Source organism: Streptomyces rubellomurinus, from assembly GCF_000961885.1.
In the GTDB taxonomy this organism is placed as follows: Bacteria; Actinomycetota; Actinomycetes; order Streptomycetales; family Streptomycetaceae; genus Kitasatospora; species Kitasatospora rubellomurina.
This window is the reverse complement of record NZ_JZKH01000010.1, coordinates 41,646-58,201: the sequence shown is the minus strand read 5'-3', so window position 1 is coordinate 58,201 and position 16,556 is coordinate 41,646. Positions and strand designations below refer to the sequence as shown.

Genomic DNA, 16,556 nt, shown 5'->3' with positions numbered 1-16,556 from the left:
CGGCGGGGCGGCCCGCACCGGCGGTCGGCGGCCGTGTCCCGGTAGCGGTCGACGGCCGCGGCCCCCGGTGACGGCCGGCGGTTCGGTGGCATGAACCCCGGGATCGGGGGCAGCCGCAGCCGACACCCGGCCCGGGGGCGGGGCCCCGGGCCGGGTGCACGGCAACGGAGGGAAGGAGACGATCGTGAACGAGCGCGTCAACATCTGGGAGTTCCGGGACACCGCCGGGCACACCGCGGGCACCGACCTCATCGGCTTCCACGTCGAGGCCATCGACGGGCCGGTCGGCCGGATCGACAAGCTGTCCGAGGAGGTCGGCGCCCGGTACCTGGTGGTCGACACCGGCCCGTGGTTCCTCGGGCGGCGGGTGCTGCTGCCCGCGTACACCGTCATCCGGATCGAGATCGGCGAGCAGAAGGTGTACGTCGACCGCTCGAAGGACGACATCAAGAGGGGCCCCGGGCTCGGCGAGGACGGGTCGAACGACGTGACGGCCGACCTGCGCGACCGCTACGGGCTCTACTACGACCCGTTCTACGGTGGCCGGATCTTCTGAGCCCGCCGGGCCCGCCGCGAACCGCGCCGCACCGGGTGGCCGCGATCGCGCCGCGCCCGCGGAAGGACTTCGGACGAACCTCGGAAGAACCTCGGAAGACTTCGGAAGGGGAACCGCATGCACGCGCTGACCACGCCGATCACCATGCGACTGATCACCGGCGAACGCCACACCCGGGACCTGGACGTCGCCTGGTCCTACCGGCCCGACGACCCCTGTGTGATCAGCCTCGACTTCCGCGGCTCCGGCTCGGACGCGGTGTGGGAGCTCTCGCGCGACCTGCTCGCGGCGGGCGTGCGCACGCCCGCCGGCGAGGGGGACGTCCACGTCTCGCCGTTCGACGGGACCAGGACGCTGATCGCGCTCGGCGGGGTCGAGGGCGTGGCGCTGCTCGCCGTCCGGACCGAGGAGCTCGACCGGTTCCTGGCCGCCACGGACGAGCTGGTGCCCGCCGGGTCGGAACACAGCCGGATCGACTGGGACCACGACCTCGCACGACTCCTGGCGGGCTGACCCGCGCCGGTCGGCGGGACGGGCCCGGGCAGCGCGGGCGGGACGGCGGTCGTCCCGCCCGCGCCGGCGTGCGCGGCGGCGACGCCGTGCGGCGGGCCGGGAACGGACTTCACGGAACCTTCACCACGGTCGGTCGCATCCATCCGCCGACCGGGGGTACCCGGAGTCCCGTCGTGTCGTCAGGGAAAGGACTCGCATGCCCACGCCCACCGGTGAACTGCTCGCCCCCGCGGCCGTCCCCGGCGGAAGGCCCGCGGACCCGGTCGCCGCGGAGCCACGCCCGGCGGACCCGCTCCCCGCGGAGCTGACCGGGGGCGCGGACCCGAAGGACATCGCGCCCGCCGAAGCGCGGGAACTCACCCGGGTCCTGCTCCGACGCCTCGCCGCGCTGGAGGAGGGCACGCGGGAGTACTCGTACGTCCGCACCACCCTGGTGGAGATGAACCTCTCCCTCGTCCGGTACGCGATCCGCCACTTCACCGCGCACCGCGAGCCGAGGGAGGACCTGCTCCAGGCCGGTGCGGTCGGCCTGATCAAGGCCATCGACCGCTTCGACCCGGACCTCGGCGTGGAGTTCACCACCTTCGCCATGCCGACGGTCCTCGGCGAGATGCGGCGCCACTTCCGCGACACCACCTGGGCCGTCCACGTGCCCCGCCGCCTCCAGGAGCTGCGCATCGCGCTGGCCAGGGCCCAGGACCGGCTGTCGCAGGACCTCGACCGGGCCCCCACGGTGGCCGAACTCGCCGAGGACCTCGCCGTCTCCGTCGACGAGGTGGTCGAGGGGCTGACCGCCGCCAACGGGCACACCGCGGGCTCCCTGGACCTCGGCGGCGCGGAGGGCGACGACGGCCCCGGCCCGCTGGGCGACCGCCTCGGGCAGGAGGACCGGGACCTCGCCCGGGTGGAGGACCTGGTGGCGCTCAAGCCGCTCGTCGCCGCGCTGCCGGAGCGGGACCGGCTCATCCTGTCGCTGCGCTTCTGCGAGGACCTGACCCAGTCCCAGATCGGCGAGCGCCTCGGCCTGTCCCAAATGCACGTCTCGCGGCTGCTGAGCCGCACGCTGCGGCGGCTGCGGGAGGGGCTCGAACCCGAGGACACCTGAGGGGGCGCGCCGCCACCCACCCGGCGGACCCGCCCGCCCCGCCGGTCCGCCCGATTCCGTCCGGCCGACCCGTTCCGCCGAGGGGCCCGGGCTGCGTATGGTCGGAAGGCACGGACACAGAGGGGGCGACGATGACGCCATCGGACGACGACCTGGGGGACACCGCCCTGGTGACGCCCGCACCCGGGAGCGGCCTGACGGTGACCACCCGCGTCACCGGGACCGGCGCGGCGGTCTGCGCGCTGGCGGGCGACCTCGACGTCGAGACCCTGGCCCCGGCCGCGGCGACGCTCACCGAGCTGGTCGCACGGCGGCCCCCCACACTGGTCATCGACCTGCGCGGAGTCGCCTTCTGCGACTCCTCCGGGCTGAACCTCCTGCTCAAGACCCGCATCGCGGCGGAGCAGGAGGGTACGGAGCTGCGCCTCGCGGCGGTGGCACCCACCGTGATGCGGGTGCTCGAACTGACCGGCGCCCACGTGGTGTTCGCCCTCCGCGAGTCGGTCGAGGCGGCCTTGGCGGGCTGAGCGGCGGGGCGGCCGACCGCCCCGCCCGGCTGCCGTCCGCCGAGGGCGGACCGGGGGCAGGCATAATCCCGGAGCCGCCGGGAAACCGAGCTGCGAAAGCGTCGTCGATCCGAAAGGGTGCCCTCAGATGACGATGAGCCGGGGAGCCCTGGACGGCGACCCGCACCAGACCGGCCCGGTGCTGCCCGCCGGCGGCCAGCGGCGCCGGCTGCCCCTCGCGGGGCTCCCCAAGCCGGTCGCCCTGGCCAGGGCCCACACCGCCCGGGCGTTCGCCGACTGGTGCGAGCCCTTCCTGCGGCCGGGCACCGGTGAGGGCATTGCCGAGGACGTCGTCCTGGTCGTCGCCGAACTCGTGGGCAACGCCATGCTGCACGGCGGCGGCCCCCGGGAGCTGGTCCTCGACCTCACCCCGGGCCGGCTGCGGATCGAGGTCAGCGACCGCACCGCGGACCTGCCCGCCCTCCGCGAACCGCACCACCCCGCCCTGCCCGGCGGCCACGGCCTGTTCATCGTGCAGCGGATCGCCGACCGCTGGGGCGCGGAGCCGAACGGCCCGGGCAAGACGGTCTGGGCCGAGTTCGACGCCGCGCGGCTCCGGGACGGAATGGCCGGCCAGGCCGGCTAGGCCGGCTAGGGAGCCCGGGGGCGGTCGGCCTCGGCGCCGCTGTCGTCGTCGCCGTCCTCCTCCTCCGCTTCCTTCCCCTCCGCTTCCTTCTCCTCCCCGAAGCGCACCTCGACGCGCTGCTCCGGGCGGCGCTCCTCCTGGCGGGCGACGGAGGACAGGACCTCCTCGTCCGCCGCCGTGAGCGGCGGCTGCAGCAGACTGCGGGGCCACAGCCGCCGGGCCAGCACGACGTTGGCCTCCGCCGCGTACACGGTGATCTGCGCGGCCAGGTAGAGCCAGGAGAGCAGGCCGATCACCGTCGCGAAGAAGCCGTAGACCTGGGTGGCGTGCCGCAGTTCGTGCGTCACCAGCAGCGAACCGAAGGCCTGGAGCGCGGTGAACAGCGGTCCGGCGACGAGGCATCCGGGCCACAGCGCGCGGGTGGTGACCTCGCGCGGCGTCAGCACCCGGAAGCAGAGCAGGCACAGCGCGGTGTTCAGCAGCGCCGAGACCAGCAGGCCGCCGACCCGGGCGGGCACCCCGCCCAGCGCCGTACCGACCAGCGAGGCGGCGGCGGTGCCCAGCACCAGACCGCCGCCCAGGACCACAAGCAGCAGCAGGCCCCGCCCCAACCGCGGCCAGTAGCCCGGCCGTTGGACCCCCGGCACGTTCCAGACCTCGGCCATCGCGTGCTGCAGCACCTGCGTGATGCCGAGCGCCCCGTACAGCAGGCCGAACCCGCCGATGGCCAGGGCCAGACCGCTGCCCTGGAGCGAGTGGACGTTCTGGCGCAACTGGTCGCCGATGATCGGGAAGTCGGCGAGCGCGGAGTTCAGCACGGACCGCTGCGCTCCGGGGTGGCCGTGCAGGACGAAGCCGAGGACGGTGCTGAGCAGGAGCAGCAGCGGGATCAGGGCGACGAAGCCGTAGTAGGTGATCAGGGCGGCGAGCAGGCCGCCCCGGTCGTCCCCGTACTTGCGCACGACGCCGACGACCACGGCGGGCGCGCGGTGGCGCTGCTGGAGGCCGTCCACCGCGCGCAGTCCGCGTTCGATCGGGTTCATGCCCCGGCGTCTGCCCGAACCGCGGCGGCCGACACCCGGGCGCTCGCGGGGTTTGGTACGGCCCGGAAGCGGTAGACGCGGTACGTGGGCACGGCAGGAGATGCCGCGGCCGCCACCCCGGACAGGTGGTGGCCGCGGCGCGGGGGAGCCGGGACCGGGCCCCGTCCGACAACCGTCCCCGTCATCCGAGGGACGACACCGTGCTCGTTCTCGGCGTCATCCTGCTCCTCATCGGGTTCTTCTTCGGGATCCCGATCCTGTGGACCATCGGCTTCATCCTGGTCGCCATCGGCCTCGTCCTGTGGGTGGCAGGCGCGGTCGGACACGCGGTCGGCGGCCGGCGCCACTACTACTGACCCTCGGCCCACCCCGGTCGGCCGGCGACTCCTCAGCTACGGTCGTGGTCGCCGGTCGCGCCGTCGGCCAGCTCGCGCAGGATGTCCAGGTGGCCGGCGTGCCGGGCGGTCTCGGTGGCCATGTGGATCAGCACCCAGCGCAGCGAGACGGTCGTGCCGGAGTACGAGGTGCCGGTGGCGTCCAGGTCGAGCTCGCGGATCACCTCGTCGGCCGCCGCCCTGGCCCGGGCGTAGAAGGCCAGGATGTCGGCGGTCGACTCGTGCGGCTCGACCCGCATGTCGGAGGTCTCGTCGGCCTCGATGTCGAACGGCATCGGACCGGTCTCCCGGCCGAAGGTCTCGCGGAACCACCAGAGCTCGGCCCCGCCGAGGTGCTTGACCAGCCCCAGCAGACTCGTCCCGGACGGCGTCATGGGCCGGCGCAGCTGCTCGTCGTCCAGCCCCTGGACCTTCCAGACCACCACGTCGCGGTGCCGGTCGAGAGCCGTGTGCAGGCTCTCCTTCTCCTCGCCGGTGTACGGCACGGTCTTCATCATGGCCGGACGCTAGCAGGCCCCACCGACAACCACGGTCGGGAGCGTCAGTCGTTGTCGATCTTGCTGCCCGAGGGGTCGAGGACGTACCAGCCGGCGCCGAAGGCCTTCGAGCCCTCGCCGTTGGTGTCGCCCGGCTTCTGGTCCCCGGAGAAGTAGTAGAGCGGGTGGCCGTGGTACGTCACCTCGAGGCTGTGGTCGGCCCGGGTGACGGTGCCGAGCTGGGCGGCGTCGACGCCGCTGCCCGCCTGCGGGGCGCCCGTGGTGGTCAGGGGCGGCCACGCGGACGCGCACGCGCCGTCGCAGGCGGACATCGTCGGCGAGTCCTTCTCGAACAGGTAGAGGGTGCGGCCCTGGCTGTCGGTGAGGATCATGCCGAGTTTGTTGCTGTGGACGGCGACCGTCGTGCCGCCCGTGCTCGGCGGGCTGGCGGGCGGACTGGTCGAGGGGGCCGGCGCCGAGGAGGCCGGCGGGCTCGGTGCGGCGGGCTTGGCACTGCCGCCGCCGCTGCTGCACGCTGCTGCGAGGGCCAGGGCGGGCAGCATGGTGGCTGCCCAGGCGACACGGCGCATGGCGCACGCTCCTTCCGTACGGGCCGCCGGCCGCGGGGCGGTGGGCCAGCGAAGCGACTCGCCCGGGGGTACGCGACCGGGGCCGGGGGCGTTCACCGCCGGCCGGAGCGAGGGTGCCCGGTGGCCGTACCCGGGTACCACATCACCGCGATCCCTGTGCGCCGTCCGCGACCGGTAGCGCCCGGCCCGGCAGGCGCGTCCGCGGGTCGGCGGAACGGGTGACGCGGCCCCGCGCGGGCCCGACCTCCCCGGCGGCCGACTGACGCGGTGTCACCATCTGGGGCGTATCGACGTACCGGCGCCAATCGGCGTACCGGCGTCACCGGAACGACTCGGCCGGTTCCCCTAGGAGGACCTCCACGATGAGCCGTCGCACCCACCGCCCCGCCACGCTCGTGGCCCTGGCACTCGCCCTCGCCCCGCTCGCCGGCTGCAGCGGCGGCGTCGACGCGGCCGCCCCGGTCGTCGCCGCACCCCCGCCGCCGGAGAAGGCCTTCGGCCAGGCCTGCGCGGCGCTGCCCGGCGACGGCCCCGGCAGCCTCGGGGCCATGAGCGGCCTGCCCGTGCTGACCGCGATCGACCAGACCAAGGACCTCTCCCAGCTGTCCGCGCTGGTCAAGACGGCCAAGGCCAAGGACATCTTCGACTCGATGGAGAACGTCACCGTCTTCGCCCCGAACGACGCGGCCTTCGCCAAGCTGCCCGAGGACCAGAAGAAGGCCCTCGCCACCCAGCAGGGCGCGGGCGACCTCGTCCGCAAGCTGATCGTCGTCCGCGACCTGCGCAAGGACGACCTCCAGGACAAGCAGTACAACTCGCTGCAGGGCGCCGTCATCAAGGCCACCGGCAGCGGCGAGGACTACCGCGTCGGCGGCGCGCAGGTGCTCTGCGGCAGCATCAGGACGGCCAACGCGCGCCTGGCGATCCTGGACACGGTGCCGGCCTTCGGCTGACGCCGCCCGCCCCGCGTTCCGCCTCCGTCCGGTGGTTCTTCGATCCGTCCGGGCCCGCTGCGCCGAACGGAGTGCGGGCTGGGCCGAACGCGCGGATTCCGCTGTGAAAAGCCGATGACACGAGGTCAGGTCCCGCTGACGTGCGCCTGACCTCGGCAATCCTCTGATCGCGCATGCGCGCATTCCCCTGACTGTCGTGTTGTCCGCACAGCCGCGCCCGCACAGCCGCGCCCGCACATCCGCGTCGGCGCAGGTGCGCGGCGGCGCGGGTCGCGAGAGGAGACGCCGGATGGCTCCGGTGAAGTCGTTGCTCGGCGGTCGGTTCTCGACGGCGATGCGAGGCGTGCTCGCGCTGCTCTGCCTCGTGCCCCAGAGCGGACTCGCGCTCGCCGCCGCCCCGCCCGCCCACGCGCCGCGGAGCCTGCCCGCGAAGCAGCGGGCGCAGGTCGCGTGCACGCCGAGCACCGGCTTCACCAACTGCGCGCGCTTCACCTACAGCGGCGGCGACCAGACCTTCACCGTGCCGCCCGGAGTGAGCAGCGTCTACGCCCGGGTGTTCGGCGCCGGCGGCGCGGGCTCCCCCCGGCCGTACTACACCGGCCAGTACGGCGGCGGCGGTGGCGGCTACACCACCGGCGCCCTCGCCGTGACCCCCGGCCAGTCCCTGACCCTCACGGTCGGGCAGGGCGGGCAGCTGAACAGCACCAGCTCGACGTACGGCGGCGGCGGGGCCGGCGGCCAGGGCTTCACCAACGGCGCCGGGGCCAGCGCGACCGGCGGCAGCGGCGGCGGCATGAGCGCCGTGTGGAACGGCGCCTCCGGCAGCAACCCGCTGCTCATCGCCGGCGGTGGCGGCGGATCCTCGCCCGGCGCCGACGCCCTCACCCCGGCGGCCGGCGGCGGTGGCGGCGCCAACGGCGGCCAGGACAACCAACCGACCGCCTCCGGCCGGGGCGGCACCCAGACCGCGGGCGGCGCGGCGGCCACCCAGACCTCCTGCGCGACCGCCGGAGCCGGAAGCCAGTACCAGGGCGGCCGGGGTGCCAGTGCGCCGCAGTACGAGGGCGGCGGCGGGGGTGGCGGCGGCTACTACGGCGGTGGCGGTGGCGCCTGCCAGCGCGGCGGAGCCCTGGACGCAAACGGCATGGGCGGCGGCGGATCCGGCTACAACCGGGGCGCCGGCGTCACCAACACCCAGACCTCCAACGGCACCAACAGCACCGGCAACGGCGTGGGCGGCACCTCGGGCGGGCGCACCGACGCCCAGTACGTGGGCGGCAGCGGCATCGGCGACGGCGGCGGCTACAGCAACGGCGGCAACGGCCAGATCGTCATCGAGTGGGTGACCCAGGTCGCCCTGTCCGTCCGGAAGTCGGCCGCCCCGACCACGTACGTCCCGGGGCAGACGCTCACCTACACCGTCGTGGTGAGCAACGCGGGGCCGGCGCCCGCCGTCGACGCGGCCGTCCGCGACGCGCTGCCGTCCGCGCTGTCCGGCTTCACCTGGACCTGTGCGGCGGGCTCCCGGAGCAGCGCCTGCGGCGCCGCGAGCGGCACCGGCAGCATCGACACGACGGCGACAGTCGCCGCGAACGACTCCGTGACGTACACGGTGACGGGCACCGTCCCCTCCTCCACCACCGGCACGCTCTCGAACACCGCGACGGTGACCCGCCCGAGCGCCACGACGGACCCGAACTGCGGGCCGACCTGCTCCAGCACCGTCGACACGCCGGGGCGGGTGACCACCGGACTGTCGGTGACGAAGACGCCCGACAAGAGCCCGTACGTGCCCGGGCAGCCGCTGACCTACACGATCGTCGTGAAGAACGACGGCCCCTCGGACGCGGTCGGCGCCTCCGTCCGCGACACCCTGCCCGCCGCGATCCAGAACTTCACCTGGACCTGTACGGCGGTTGGTGGCAGCAGTTGCGGCGGCGCGGCGAGCGGCACCGGCAACATCAACACGACGGTCGACATCCCGGCCGGCGGCCAGGTCAGCTATCGGCTCACCGGGACGGTTCCGCCGGACGCCGTCGGCTCCCTGGACAACCGCGCCACCGTCACCCCGCCGAGCGGCGCCACCGACCCCGGCTGCTCGCCCGACTGCACCAGCAGGGCCAACCCCGTCCCGCCCGACCACCAGGCGAACCTGGTGGTGTCCAAGACCCTGCTGACCAGCCCGGTCGTTCCCGGCCAGCCGATCAAGTGGCAGGTCGAGGTCACCAACAACGGCCCGTCGACGGCCCGGAACGTGGTCGTCACCGACCGGATCCCGGCCGGGGTGACCGGCGCGAGCATGGTCAACGACCAGGACGCGTCGGCGTGTTCGATCAGTGGTGGGGTTGCCACGTGCCCGGCCGTGACCATTCCGGTGAACGGGACGGCCAGTTGGACGCTGAGCGGCACGCTGGATCCGAACGCGACGGTGACGCCGACGAACACGGCGGTGGTCACGGGTGGTCCGGATCCGCACGCGTCGTCGCATACGGCCGTCGCCTCGCCGACCTCGTCTCCCTCGCCGCGGGCGAACCTGGCGGTGTCGAAGGTGTTGTTGACGAGTCCGGTGGTGCCGGGGGAGCGGGTGCAGTGGCGGGTTTCGGTGACGAACAACGGGCCTTCGCGGGCGCGGAACGTGGTCGTGACGGACCAGGTGCCGGCGGGTGTGAGTGGTGCTTCGATGGTGGCTTCGGACGGGTCGGTGTGTCCGGTCAGTGGTGGTGTTGCGACGTGTCCGGCGGTGGAGATCGCGGTGGGTTCGTCGGTGAGTTGGACGTTGAGCGGCACGCTGGATCCGAACGCGACGGCGACGCCGACGAACACGGCGGTGGTCACCGGTGGGCCCGACCCGTCCGTCACGGCGCACACCGCCGTCGCCTCGCCGTCGACCTTCCCGTCGCCGCAGGCCGGCCTCACCGTCTCCAAGGCCCTGCTCACTGATCCGGTGGTGCCGGGGAAGCAGATCCAGTGGCGGGTGACCGTCACGAACAACGGCCCCTCGCGGGCGCGCAACGTGGTCGTGACGGACCAGGTGCCGGCGGGTGTGAGTGGCGCCTCGATGGTGGCGTCGGACGGGTCGGTGTGTCCGGTCAGTGGTGGTGTTGCGACGTGTCCGGCGGTGGAGATCGCGGTGGGTTCGTCGGTGAGTTGGACGTTGAGTGGCACGCTGGACCCGAATGCGACGGTGACGCCGGCGAACTCGGTGACGGTGACGGGTGGTCCGGATCCGTCCGCGTCCTCGCACATGGCGGTGGCTTCGCCGTCGAACTCGCCGTCGCCGCAGGCGAATCTGGTCGTGTCGAAAGTGTTGTTGACCAACCCGGTGGTGCCGGGGCAGCAGGTGCAGTGGCAGGTGTCGGTGGCGAACAACGGGCCTTCGCGGGCTCGGAACGTGGTCGTCACGGATCAGGTGCCGTCCGGGGTGTCGAGCCCGTCGATGACCGCGCAGGACGGTACCGCCTGCCCGATCAGCGGCGGTACGGCGACCTGCCCCGCGGTCGAGATCCCGGCCGGGGAGACGCGGACCTGGACGCTGTCCGGGACGCTCGACCCGAACGCCACGGTGACGCCGACGAACACCGCGGTGGTGACGGGCGGCCCCGACCCGACCGCGACCGCGCACACGGCGGTGGCCTCGCCCACCAACTCGCCCTCCCCGCAGGCAAGTCTGGTCGTCTCGAAGGTGCTGCTCACTGATCCGGTGGTGCCGGGACAGCAGATCGAGTGGCGGGTGTCGGTGACGAACAACGGCCCGTCGCGGGCGCGGGACGTCGTGGTCACGGACCGCGTACCGGACGGCGTCAGCGCGGCGAGCATGACCGCCGCGGACGGGAGCGTCTGCCCGGTGACGAACGGGACGGCGGTGTGTCCGGCGATCGAGCTGGAGGTCGGGCAGACGGCGTCGTACACGCTGACCGGCATGCTCGTGCAGGACGCGACGGTGACGCCGACGAACACGGCGGTGGTGACGGGCGGCCCCGACCCGAGCGCGACCGCGCACACGGCGGTGGCCTCGCCCACCAACTCGCCCGCGCCGCAGGCGAACCTGTCGGTGTCGAAGGTGCTGCTGACGAACCCGGTCGTCCCGGGGGAGACGATCCAGTGGCGGGTGTCGGTGACCAACAACGGCCCCTCGCGGGCGCGGAACGTCATCGTCACCGACCGGATCCCGGACGGCGTCGGCAACGCCGTTCTCCAGTCGGACGCGGACGCGAGCCTCTGCCCGGTCGCGAACGGGACGGCGGTGTGTCCGGCGATCGAGCTGGAGGTCGGGCAGACGGCCTCGTACACGCTGACCGGCACGCTGGCGCCGGATGCGACGGTGACGCCGACGAACACGGCGGTGGTGACGGGCGGCCCCGACCCGAGCGCGACCGCGCACACGGCGGTGGCCTCGCCCACCAACTCGCCCTCGCCGCAGGCGAACCTGAGCATCGCCAAGGCGCTGGTGACCAACCCGGTCGTCCCGGGGCAGCAGATCCAGTGGCGGGTGACGGTGACCAACCGAGGCCCGTCGCGGGCGCGGAACGTCGTCGTCACGGACACCCTCCCGGCCCTGGTCGACGGCCCGAGCATGACCTCGGACGCGGACGGCTCGGCCTGCCCGATCAGCGGCGGCACGGCGACCTGCCCGGCCGTCGAGATCCCGGCCGGCGGCAGCGTGTCCTACACCGTCACGGGAACGCTCGACTCCACCGCGACCAGCACCCCGGTCAACGTCGCCACCGTCACCGGCGGCCCCGATCCGACCGCGACGGCGCACACGGCCGTCGCTTCGCCGACCGGCTCGCCGTCGCCGCAGGCCCGCCTCACCGTGTCGAAGGCGCTGCTCACCGACCCGGTCGTGCCCGGGCAACTGATCGAGTGGCGGATCAGCGTCACCAACAACGGACCGAGCCAGGCCCGGAACGTCGTGGTCAGCGACCGTATCCCGGACGGCGTCGTCGGTGCCTCGCTGTCCCCGGACGGGACGAAGGAGGCCTGCCCGGTCGCGGGCGGCGTGGCCACCTGCCCGGGGGTCGAGATCCCGGTCGGCCGGACGGTGACGTACACGCTCTCCGGCACCCTCGCGCAGGACGCGACCGTGACGCCGACGAACACGGCGGTGGTGACCGGCGGCCCGGACCCGAGCACGCCGACCCACACGGCCGTCGCCTCGCCGACCGGCTCGCCGTCGCCGCAGGCGCGGCTGAGCCTGGCCAAGGTGCTGGTGACCGACCCGGTGGTGCCGGGCGGGGCCATCGCGTGGCGGGTGACGGTGACCAACAACGGTCCGTCCCGGGCGCGCGACGTCGTGGTCACCGACCGGGTGCCGGACGGCGTGTCCGGAGCCGCGATGGTCTCGGACGAGGACGGGAGCGCCTGCCCGATCGGCACCGGCGTCGCCACCTGCCCCGCCATCGAGCTGGAGGTCGGGCAGTCGGCCTCGTACACGCTGAGCGGGACGCTCGACGCCGACGCCACCGTCACGCCGACGAACACGGCGGTGGTGACGGGTGGTCCGGATCCGTCCGCGTCCTCGCACACGGCGGTGGCTTCGCCGTCGAACTCGCCGTCGCCGCAGGCGAATCTGGTCGTGTCGAAGGTGCTGCTGACGAACCCGGTGGTGCCGGGGGAGCAGATCCGGTGGCAGGTGTCGGTGACGAACAACGGGCCCTCGCGGGCTCGGGACGTGGTCGTGACCGATCGAGTGCCGGCCGGGGTGTCGAACGTGTCGATGGTGTCCGACGCGGACGGTACCGCGTGCCCGATCAGCGGCGGTACGGCGACCTGCCCGGCGGTCGAGATCCCGGCCGGGGAGACGCGGACCTGGACGCTGTCCGGGACGCTGGACCCGAACGCGACCGTGACGCCGACGAACACGGCGGTCGTGACGGGCGGTCCGGACCCGAGCACGCCGACCCACACGGCGGTCGCCTCGCCCTCCAACTCGCCTTCCCCGCAGGCGCGGTTGACCGTGTCGAAGGTGCTGCTCACCGACCCGGTGGTGCCGGGGGAGCAGATCCGGTGGCGGGTGACCGTCACCAACCGGGGACCGGCCAGGGCCCGCGATGTCGTCGTCGTGGACCACGTCCCGGCCGGGGTGTCGAACGCCTCGATGGCGGCCGATGACGGCACGGCTTGCCCGGTCGTCGGCGGCGTCGCGACCTGCCCGGCCGTCGAGATCGCCGTGGGTGCTTCGATGACCTGGACGCTGTCCGGCACGCTGGACGCCGGGGCCACCGTCACGCCGACCAACACGGCGACCGTGACCGGTGGGCCGGACCCGAGCGACCCGACCCGTACGGCGGTCGCTTCTCCGTCCGCCTCGCCCTCGCCGCAAGCGCGGTTGACCGTCGCCAAGGTGCTGCTGACCTCCCCGGTCGTCGCCGGGCAGCAGATCCGGTGGCGGGTCACCGTCACCAACGACGGGCCCTCGCTGGCGCGGAACGTGGTCGTCACCGACCGGGTGCCCGCCGGGGTGGGCGGCGCGTCGATGGCGTCCGACGCGGACGGCACGCCGTGCCCGGTCGCGGACGGGGTCGCGACCTGCCCGGCCGTCGAGATCCCGGTGGGGACGACGGCGTCCTGGACGCTGTCCGGCACGCTGGACCCGGACGCCACGGCCGTCCCGGTCAACACGGCGGTGGTCACCGGCGGTCCCGACCCGGCGGCGACCGCCCACACGGCGGTGGCGACGCCGACCGAGCCGATCACCGTGCGGCACGACCTCCTGCTCACCAAGCAGGCGAGCCCGGCGCACCCGAAGGCCGGCGACACCGTCACGTACACCGTCACCGCGACCAACCGGGCCGGCGGCACGTACCTCGGCGCCGTCGTCACCGACGACCTCTCCGGGGTCCTGGACGGCGCGAGCTACGGCGCCGATGCCCGTGCCAGCAGCGGGCGGACGGCCTACTCCGCGCCGCGGCTGACGTGGACCCTGGACGTCCGGCCGGGTGCGACGGAGACGCTCACGTACACCGTCACCGTGCGGCCGGACGCGGGCGGCAAGACCCTGGTCAACCGGCTGACGGCGGACGGCTCCAACTGCTCCGGCGGCGAGGCCGCCCGGCGGGCGGCGGACGGCACCTGCTCGACCAGCACCACCGTCCGGAGCGCGACGCCCAGCCCGAGCCCGAGCCCGAGCCCGACGCCCGGCCCGGGCCCGACGCCCAAGCCGCCGCTGCCGCCCACCGGCAGTCGCAACCCGGTGCCGGCGCTGCTGATCACCGTGCTGTTCCTGGTGCTCGGCGGCAGCCTGATCGCCGTCCGCCGCTCGCGGCGCTGACCCGCCCGCACCCCCTGGCCGGCTCCAACCGGCCAGGGGGTGCGGGGTCGTTCGGTCAGGCGTCGCCGAGCGCCTCCACCAGGGCGGCCAGGAACTCCTTCGGCCGCTCCAACTGCACGCTGTGCCCGGCCCCTTCGACCACCACCTCGCGCACCCGGCCGCCCGCCGCGGCATAGCGGTCCAGCACGGCGCGCGTCTGCGCGACCATCGGCTGCGCCGGGCAGGTGTCCGCTCCGGGCCAGCCCGGCACCGCGCCGATGGCGCCCAGGTGGGCCAGGTCGAAGAGCGAGGTGTCGGAGACGATCACATCGGCCGAGCCGCGGATCCACAGGACCGGCGGCTTCGGCTCGACCAGTTCGAGGTCGTCGATCCGGAAGTGCGTCGGCGCCATCGAGTTGAGCACCCCGCGCTCCCCGGGCCCGAAGCCCGGCCAGGCCTCGCTCGTCCGGCTGTCGCCCGGGTAGTGGTCGTCCCCGATCCGGGTGGTCAGCATCGCGGCCACGTAGCGGTCCGACTCCGTCAACGGCTCGCTGACGTAGGCGGTGTCCAGCACCGCGCGCGGCGCGAACGGCGACCCGGCGCCCGACTCGCCCTCGCGCAGCAGCCGGACGAACTCCGGCGCCGCGCCGCCTGCTCCGGAGCCCGCGCCGTCCGGCGAGTTGAGCGTTCCGTCGACCCCGTGCGTGCCGCCGAAGCCGTACGGGGAGACCGGGTTGACCAGGGTGAGCGAGCGGACCAAGTCCGGCTGGTCGCGCAGCAGTTGCAGCACCACGCCGCCGCCCATGCTCCAGCCGACCAGGTGCACCGGGCCGAGCGCCAGGGCCCGGACGTACGAGAGCAGGTCCTCGCTGTGGTCGCGCAGGCCCCGGGTGGCGTCCACCGGCAGCGGCTCGGTGCCGCCGAAGCCGCGCAGGTCGGGCGCGAGCGGGCGGTAGCGGGTGGGGAGCGCGGCCATGGTCGGGTGCCAGAAGACGCTGGAGGAGACGTTGCCGTGCACGAGGACCACGGGCTCCCCGGTGGTGCGGCCCTCGACCTCGGCGTAGTTGACGGTCAACCGGTCGGTGGCCGTCAGTCGGTCGGTGATCATCCGGGGCGTCCTCAGTTCAGCCAGCCGGCGACCTGCGCGCTCGCCGCGCCGTCCCAGCCGAGTTCCAGGTGGTTGGCGGTGGCGATCAGCGCGGTGCCGCCGACGGTGCCGAAGCCGGTGGTGTCCAGCGCGCTGGACACGAAGACCACGCCGTCGCTGGGGCCGCGGTTCTCGTTGTAGATGCCGAGGATGTTGGGGGTGCCGCCGGCCAGCAGGTAGGCCGTCACCGAGGCCGGGACCCCGGCCTGCTTCAGCGGGGCGACCAGCGAGCCGGCGTCGATCGCGGCCTGGATGCCACCGCCGTCGGTGTAGAAGCCCTGGCCGCCGTAGTAGGTCGTGTACCAGTCCTGCTGGGTCTGGTCGATGCCGAAGACCGAGTCCCAGCGCGCCAGCATCTGCCGCTGCCCCGGGTAGTCGTCGTAGCCGCTCGTGGGGGTGAAGGAGAACTCGGGGTGCGCGGTGTAGGTGCCGTAGCAGGTCATGTGCAGGTGCGGGGACGGGGCGTTGATCGCGCCGCCGCACTGCGGCCAGATCGAGAAGTCGTGCGCCCACCCGTGTGCGAAGGGGTAGTCGTAGCCGCCGTTCGGCCCGCCGAGGGTGATCAGTTTGCGCACGTCGCCCGCGTACGGGCGGCCCCAGGAGGGCTTGACCGAGGACACGTAGGCGCGGGTGGACATCTCGCCCTTGCTCCAGCCCACCAGGTCCACCTGCGGGACGCCGAGCTTGGCACGGATCAGCGCGACCGCGTCGCCGACCTCCTGGGCCTGCATCAGGTTGTCGCCCTGCTTGTGCGCGAAGCCGATCGCGAAGACCCGGTAGCCCTGCCCGGCCAGCTTCTGCATCAGCCCGGTGCTCGGGCAGGAGGCGGCGCCGCAGCCGTAGCCGCCGGACTCGCCGGGGTTGGCCCAGGCCCGGTCCGGGTTGTCGTTGGCGCCGTGCACCAGCAGCACCGGGACCTGGTGCGCGCCGGTGTTCCAGCCCGGGGCCGAGTAGAGCAGGAAGCGGCCGGAGAAGGGCTGCTTGACGCCGCCGAAGAAGGTGAGGCGCTGGCCGTCCTGATTGCCGCGGCCGTCCGGCGGATACTGCTCCTGCCGGAAGCCGGGGGTGGTGTCGAGGTACCGCTCGACGTGGTCCCAGCCGTTGGCGACGGTGGGGTAGGTCGCCTCCAGGGTCAGGTTGGCCGGCACCGCCGCTGTTGTCGCATCGGCCGTGGCCGTTCCGGACGGGATGATCGCGCCGACCAGCGCCAGCACGCCCGCGAGCACCCAGCCCGCGCCTCTTCGCCTACCGCTTCTCCACATGCCGTGTTCACTCCTCCGAGCCGAGGGCCGAGTGCGTGACACGCTACGGATTCCGTCGTGTCCGTCCTATGGCGGTGGCGCACACCTCGACCGTCCCTCTGTGGGGGTCGGCCAC

13 protein-coding genes are annotated in these 16,556 nt (G+C 73.9%); 8 read left to right on the top strand and 5 right to left on the bottom strand.

Annotated elements, in window-relative coordinates:
* Positions 1-184: 184 nt before the first annotated feature.
* The 5 genes from VM95_RS07515 to VM95_RS07495 all read left to right on the top strand — a co-directional run bounded on the left by VM95_RS07515 (position 185) and on the right by VM95_RS07495 (position 3,326).
* Positions 185-556: a PRC-barrel domain-containing protein gene (locus tag VM95_RS07515; protein WP_045693262.1), complete on the top strand. Its 372-nt coding sequence runs from the start codon at positions 185-187 to the stop codon at positions 554-556.
* 117 nt (positions 557-673) lie between these two features.
* Positions 674-1,069, top strand: a complete 396-nt coding sequence (locus VM95_RS07510) for an SsgA family sporulation/cell division regulator (RefSeq protein WP_045693261.1) — start codon at positions 674-676, stop codon at positions 1,067-1,069.
* A 196-nt stretch (positions 1,070-1,265) separates the two neighbouring features.
* Positions 1,266-2,174, top strand: coding sequence for a SigB/SigF/SigG family RNA polymerase sigma factor (locus VM95_RS07505; protein ID WP_078859674.1), 909 nt, complete (start codon positions 1,266-1,268; stop codon positions 2,172-2,174).
* 131 nt (positions 2,175-2,305) lie between these two features.
* The gene (locus VM95_RS07500; RefSeq protein ID WP_052706246.1) at positions 2,306-2,701 is read left to right on the top strand and encodes an STAS domain-containing protein; all 396 of its coding nucleotides are present in this window, start codon (positions 2,306-2,308) and stop codon (positions 2,699-2,701) included.
* A 127-nt stretch (positions 2,702-2,828) separates the two neighbouring features.
* Positions 2,829-3,326 carry an ATP-binding protein gene (locus VM95_RS07495; protein WP_078859673.1) on the top strand — a complete coding sequence of 166 codons (498 nt, stop codon included), beginning with the start codon at positions 2,829-2,831 and terminating at the stop codon, positions 3,324-3,326.
* Positions 3,327-3,331: 5 nt separating this feature from the next.
* On the opposite strand, the gene VM95_RS07490 is transcribed toward VM95_RS07495, so the two are convergent.
* The gene (locus VM95_RS07490; protein WP_045693260.1) at positions 3,332-4,369 is read right to left on the bottom strand and encodes a YihY/virulence factor BrkB family protein; all 1,038 of its coding nucleotides are present in this window, start codon (positions 4,367-4,369) and stop codon (positions 3,332-3,334) included.
* Between the two features lie 200 nt (positions 4,370-4,569).
* Between VM95_RS07490 and VM95_RS43160 the strand changes: the two genes are divergently transcribed.
* Entirely contained in the window at positions 4,570-4,725 is a 156-nt protein-coding gene (locus VM95_RS43160; RefSeq protein ID WP_167352900.1) for a DUF6131 family protein, read from the top strand.
* 32 nt (positions 4,726-4,757) lie between these two features.
* Here VM95_RS43160 and VM95_RS07480 read toward each other — a convergent pair whose 3' ends face one another.
* Together VM95_RS07480 and VM95_RS44160 are read right to left on the bottom strand one after the other, a co-directional pair.
* A complete protein-coding gene (locus VM95_RS07480) occupies positions 4,758-5,261 on the bottom strand; it encodes a DinB family protein (RefSeq protein WP_045693258.1) in 504 nt (167 codons plus the stop codon).
* 44 nt (positions 5,262-5,305) lie between these two features.
* The gene (locus VM95_RS44160; RefSeq protein WP_045693257.1) at positions 5,306-5,830 is read right to left on the bottom strand and encodes a COG4315 family predicted lipoprotein; all 525 of its coding nucleotides are present in this window, start codon (positions 5,828-5,830) and stop codon (positions 5,306-5,308) included.
* A gap of 362 nt (positions 5,831-6,192) precedes the next feature.
* Between VM95_RS44160 and VM95_RS07470 the strand changes: the two genes are divergently transcribed.
* Together VM95_RS07470 and VM95_RS07465 are read left to right on the top strand one after the other, a co-directional pair.
* Entirely contained in the window at positions 6,193-6,783 is a 591-nt protein-coding gene (locus VM95_RS07470) for a fasciclin domain-containing protein (RefSeq protein WP_052706244.1), read from the top strand.
* 289 nt (positions 6,784-7,072) lie between these two features.
* Positions 7,073-14,053, top strand: a complete 6,981-nt coding sequence (locus tag VM95_RS07465) for a DUF7927 domain-containing protein (protein ID WP_045693256.1) — start codon at positions 7,073-7,075, stop codon at positions 14,051-14,053.
* A gap of 55 nt (positions 14,054-14,108) precedes the next feature.
* Here VM95_RS07465 and VM95_RS07460 read toward each other — a convergent pair whose 3' ends face one another.
* Positions 14,109-15,140 (bottom strand): alpha/beta fold hydrolase, encoded by a 1,032-nt coding sequence (locus VM95_RS07460; RefSeq protein WP_052707188.1) that lies wholly within the window; start codon positions 15,138-15,140, stop codon positions 14,109-14,111.
* A gap of 11 nt (positions 15,141-15,151) precedes the next feature.
* A complete protein-coding gene (locus VM95_RS07455) occupies positions 15,152-16,441 on the bottom strand; it encodes an esterase/lipase family protein (RefSeq protein WP_052707187.1) in 1,290 nt (429 codons plus the stop codon).
* Between the last annotated feature and the right edge of the window lie 115 nt (positions 16,442-16,556).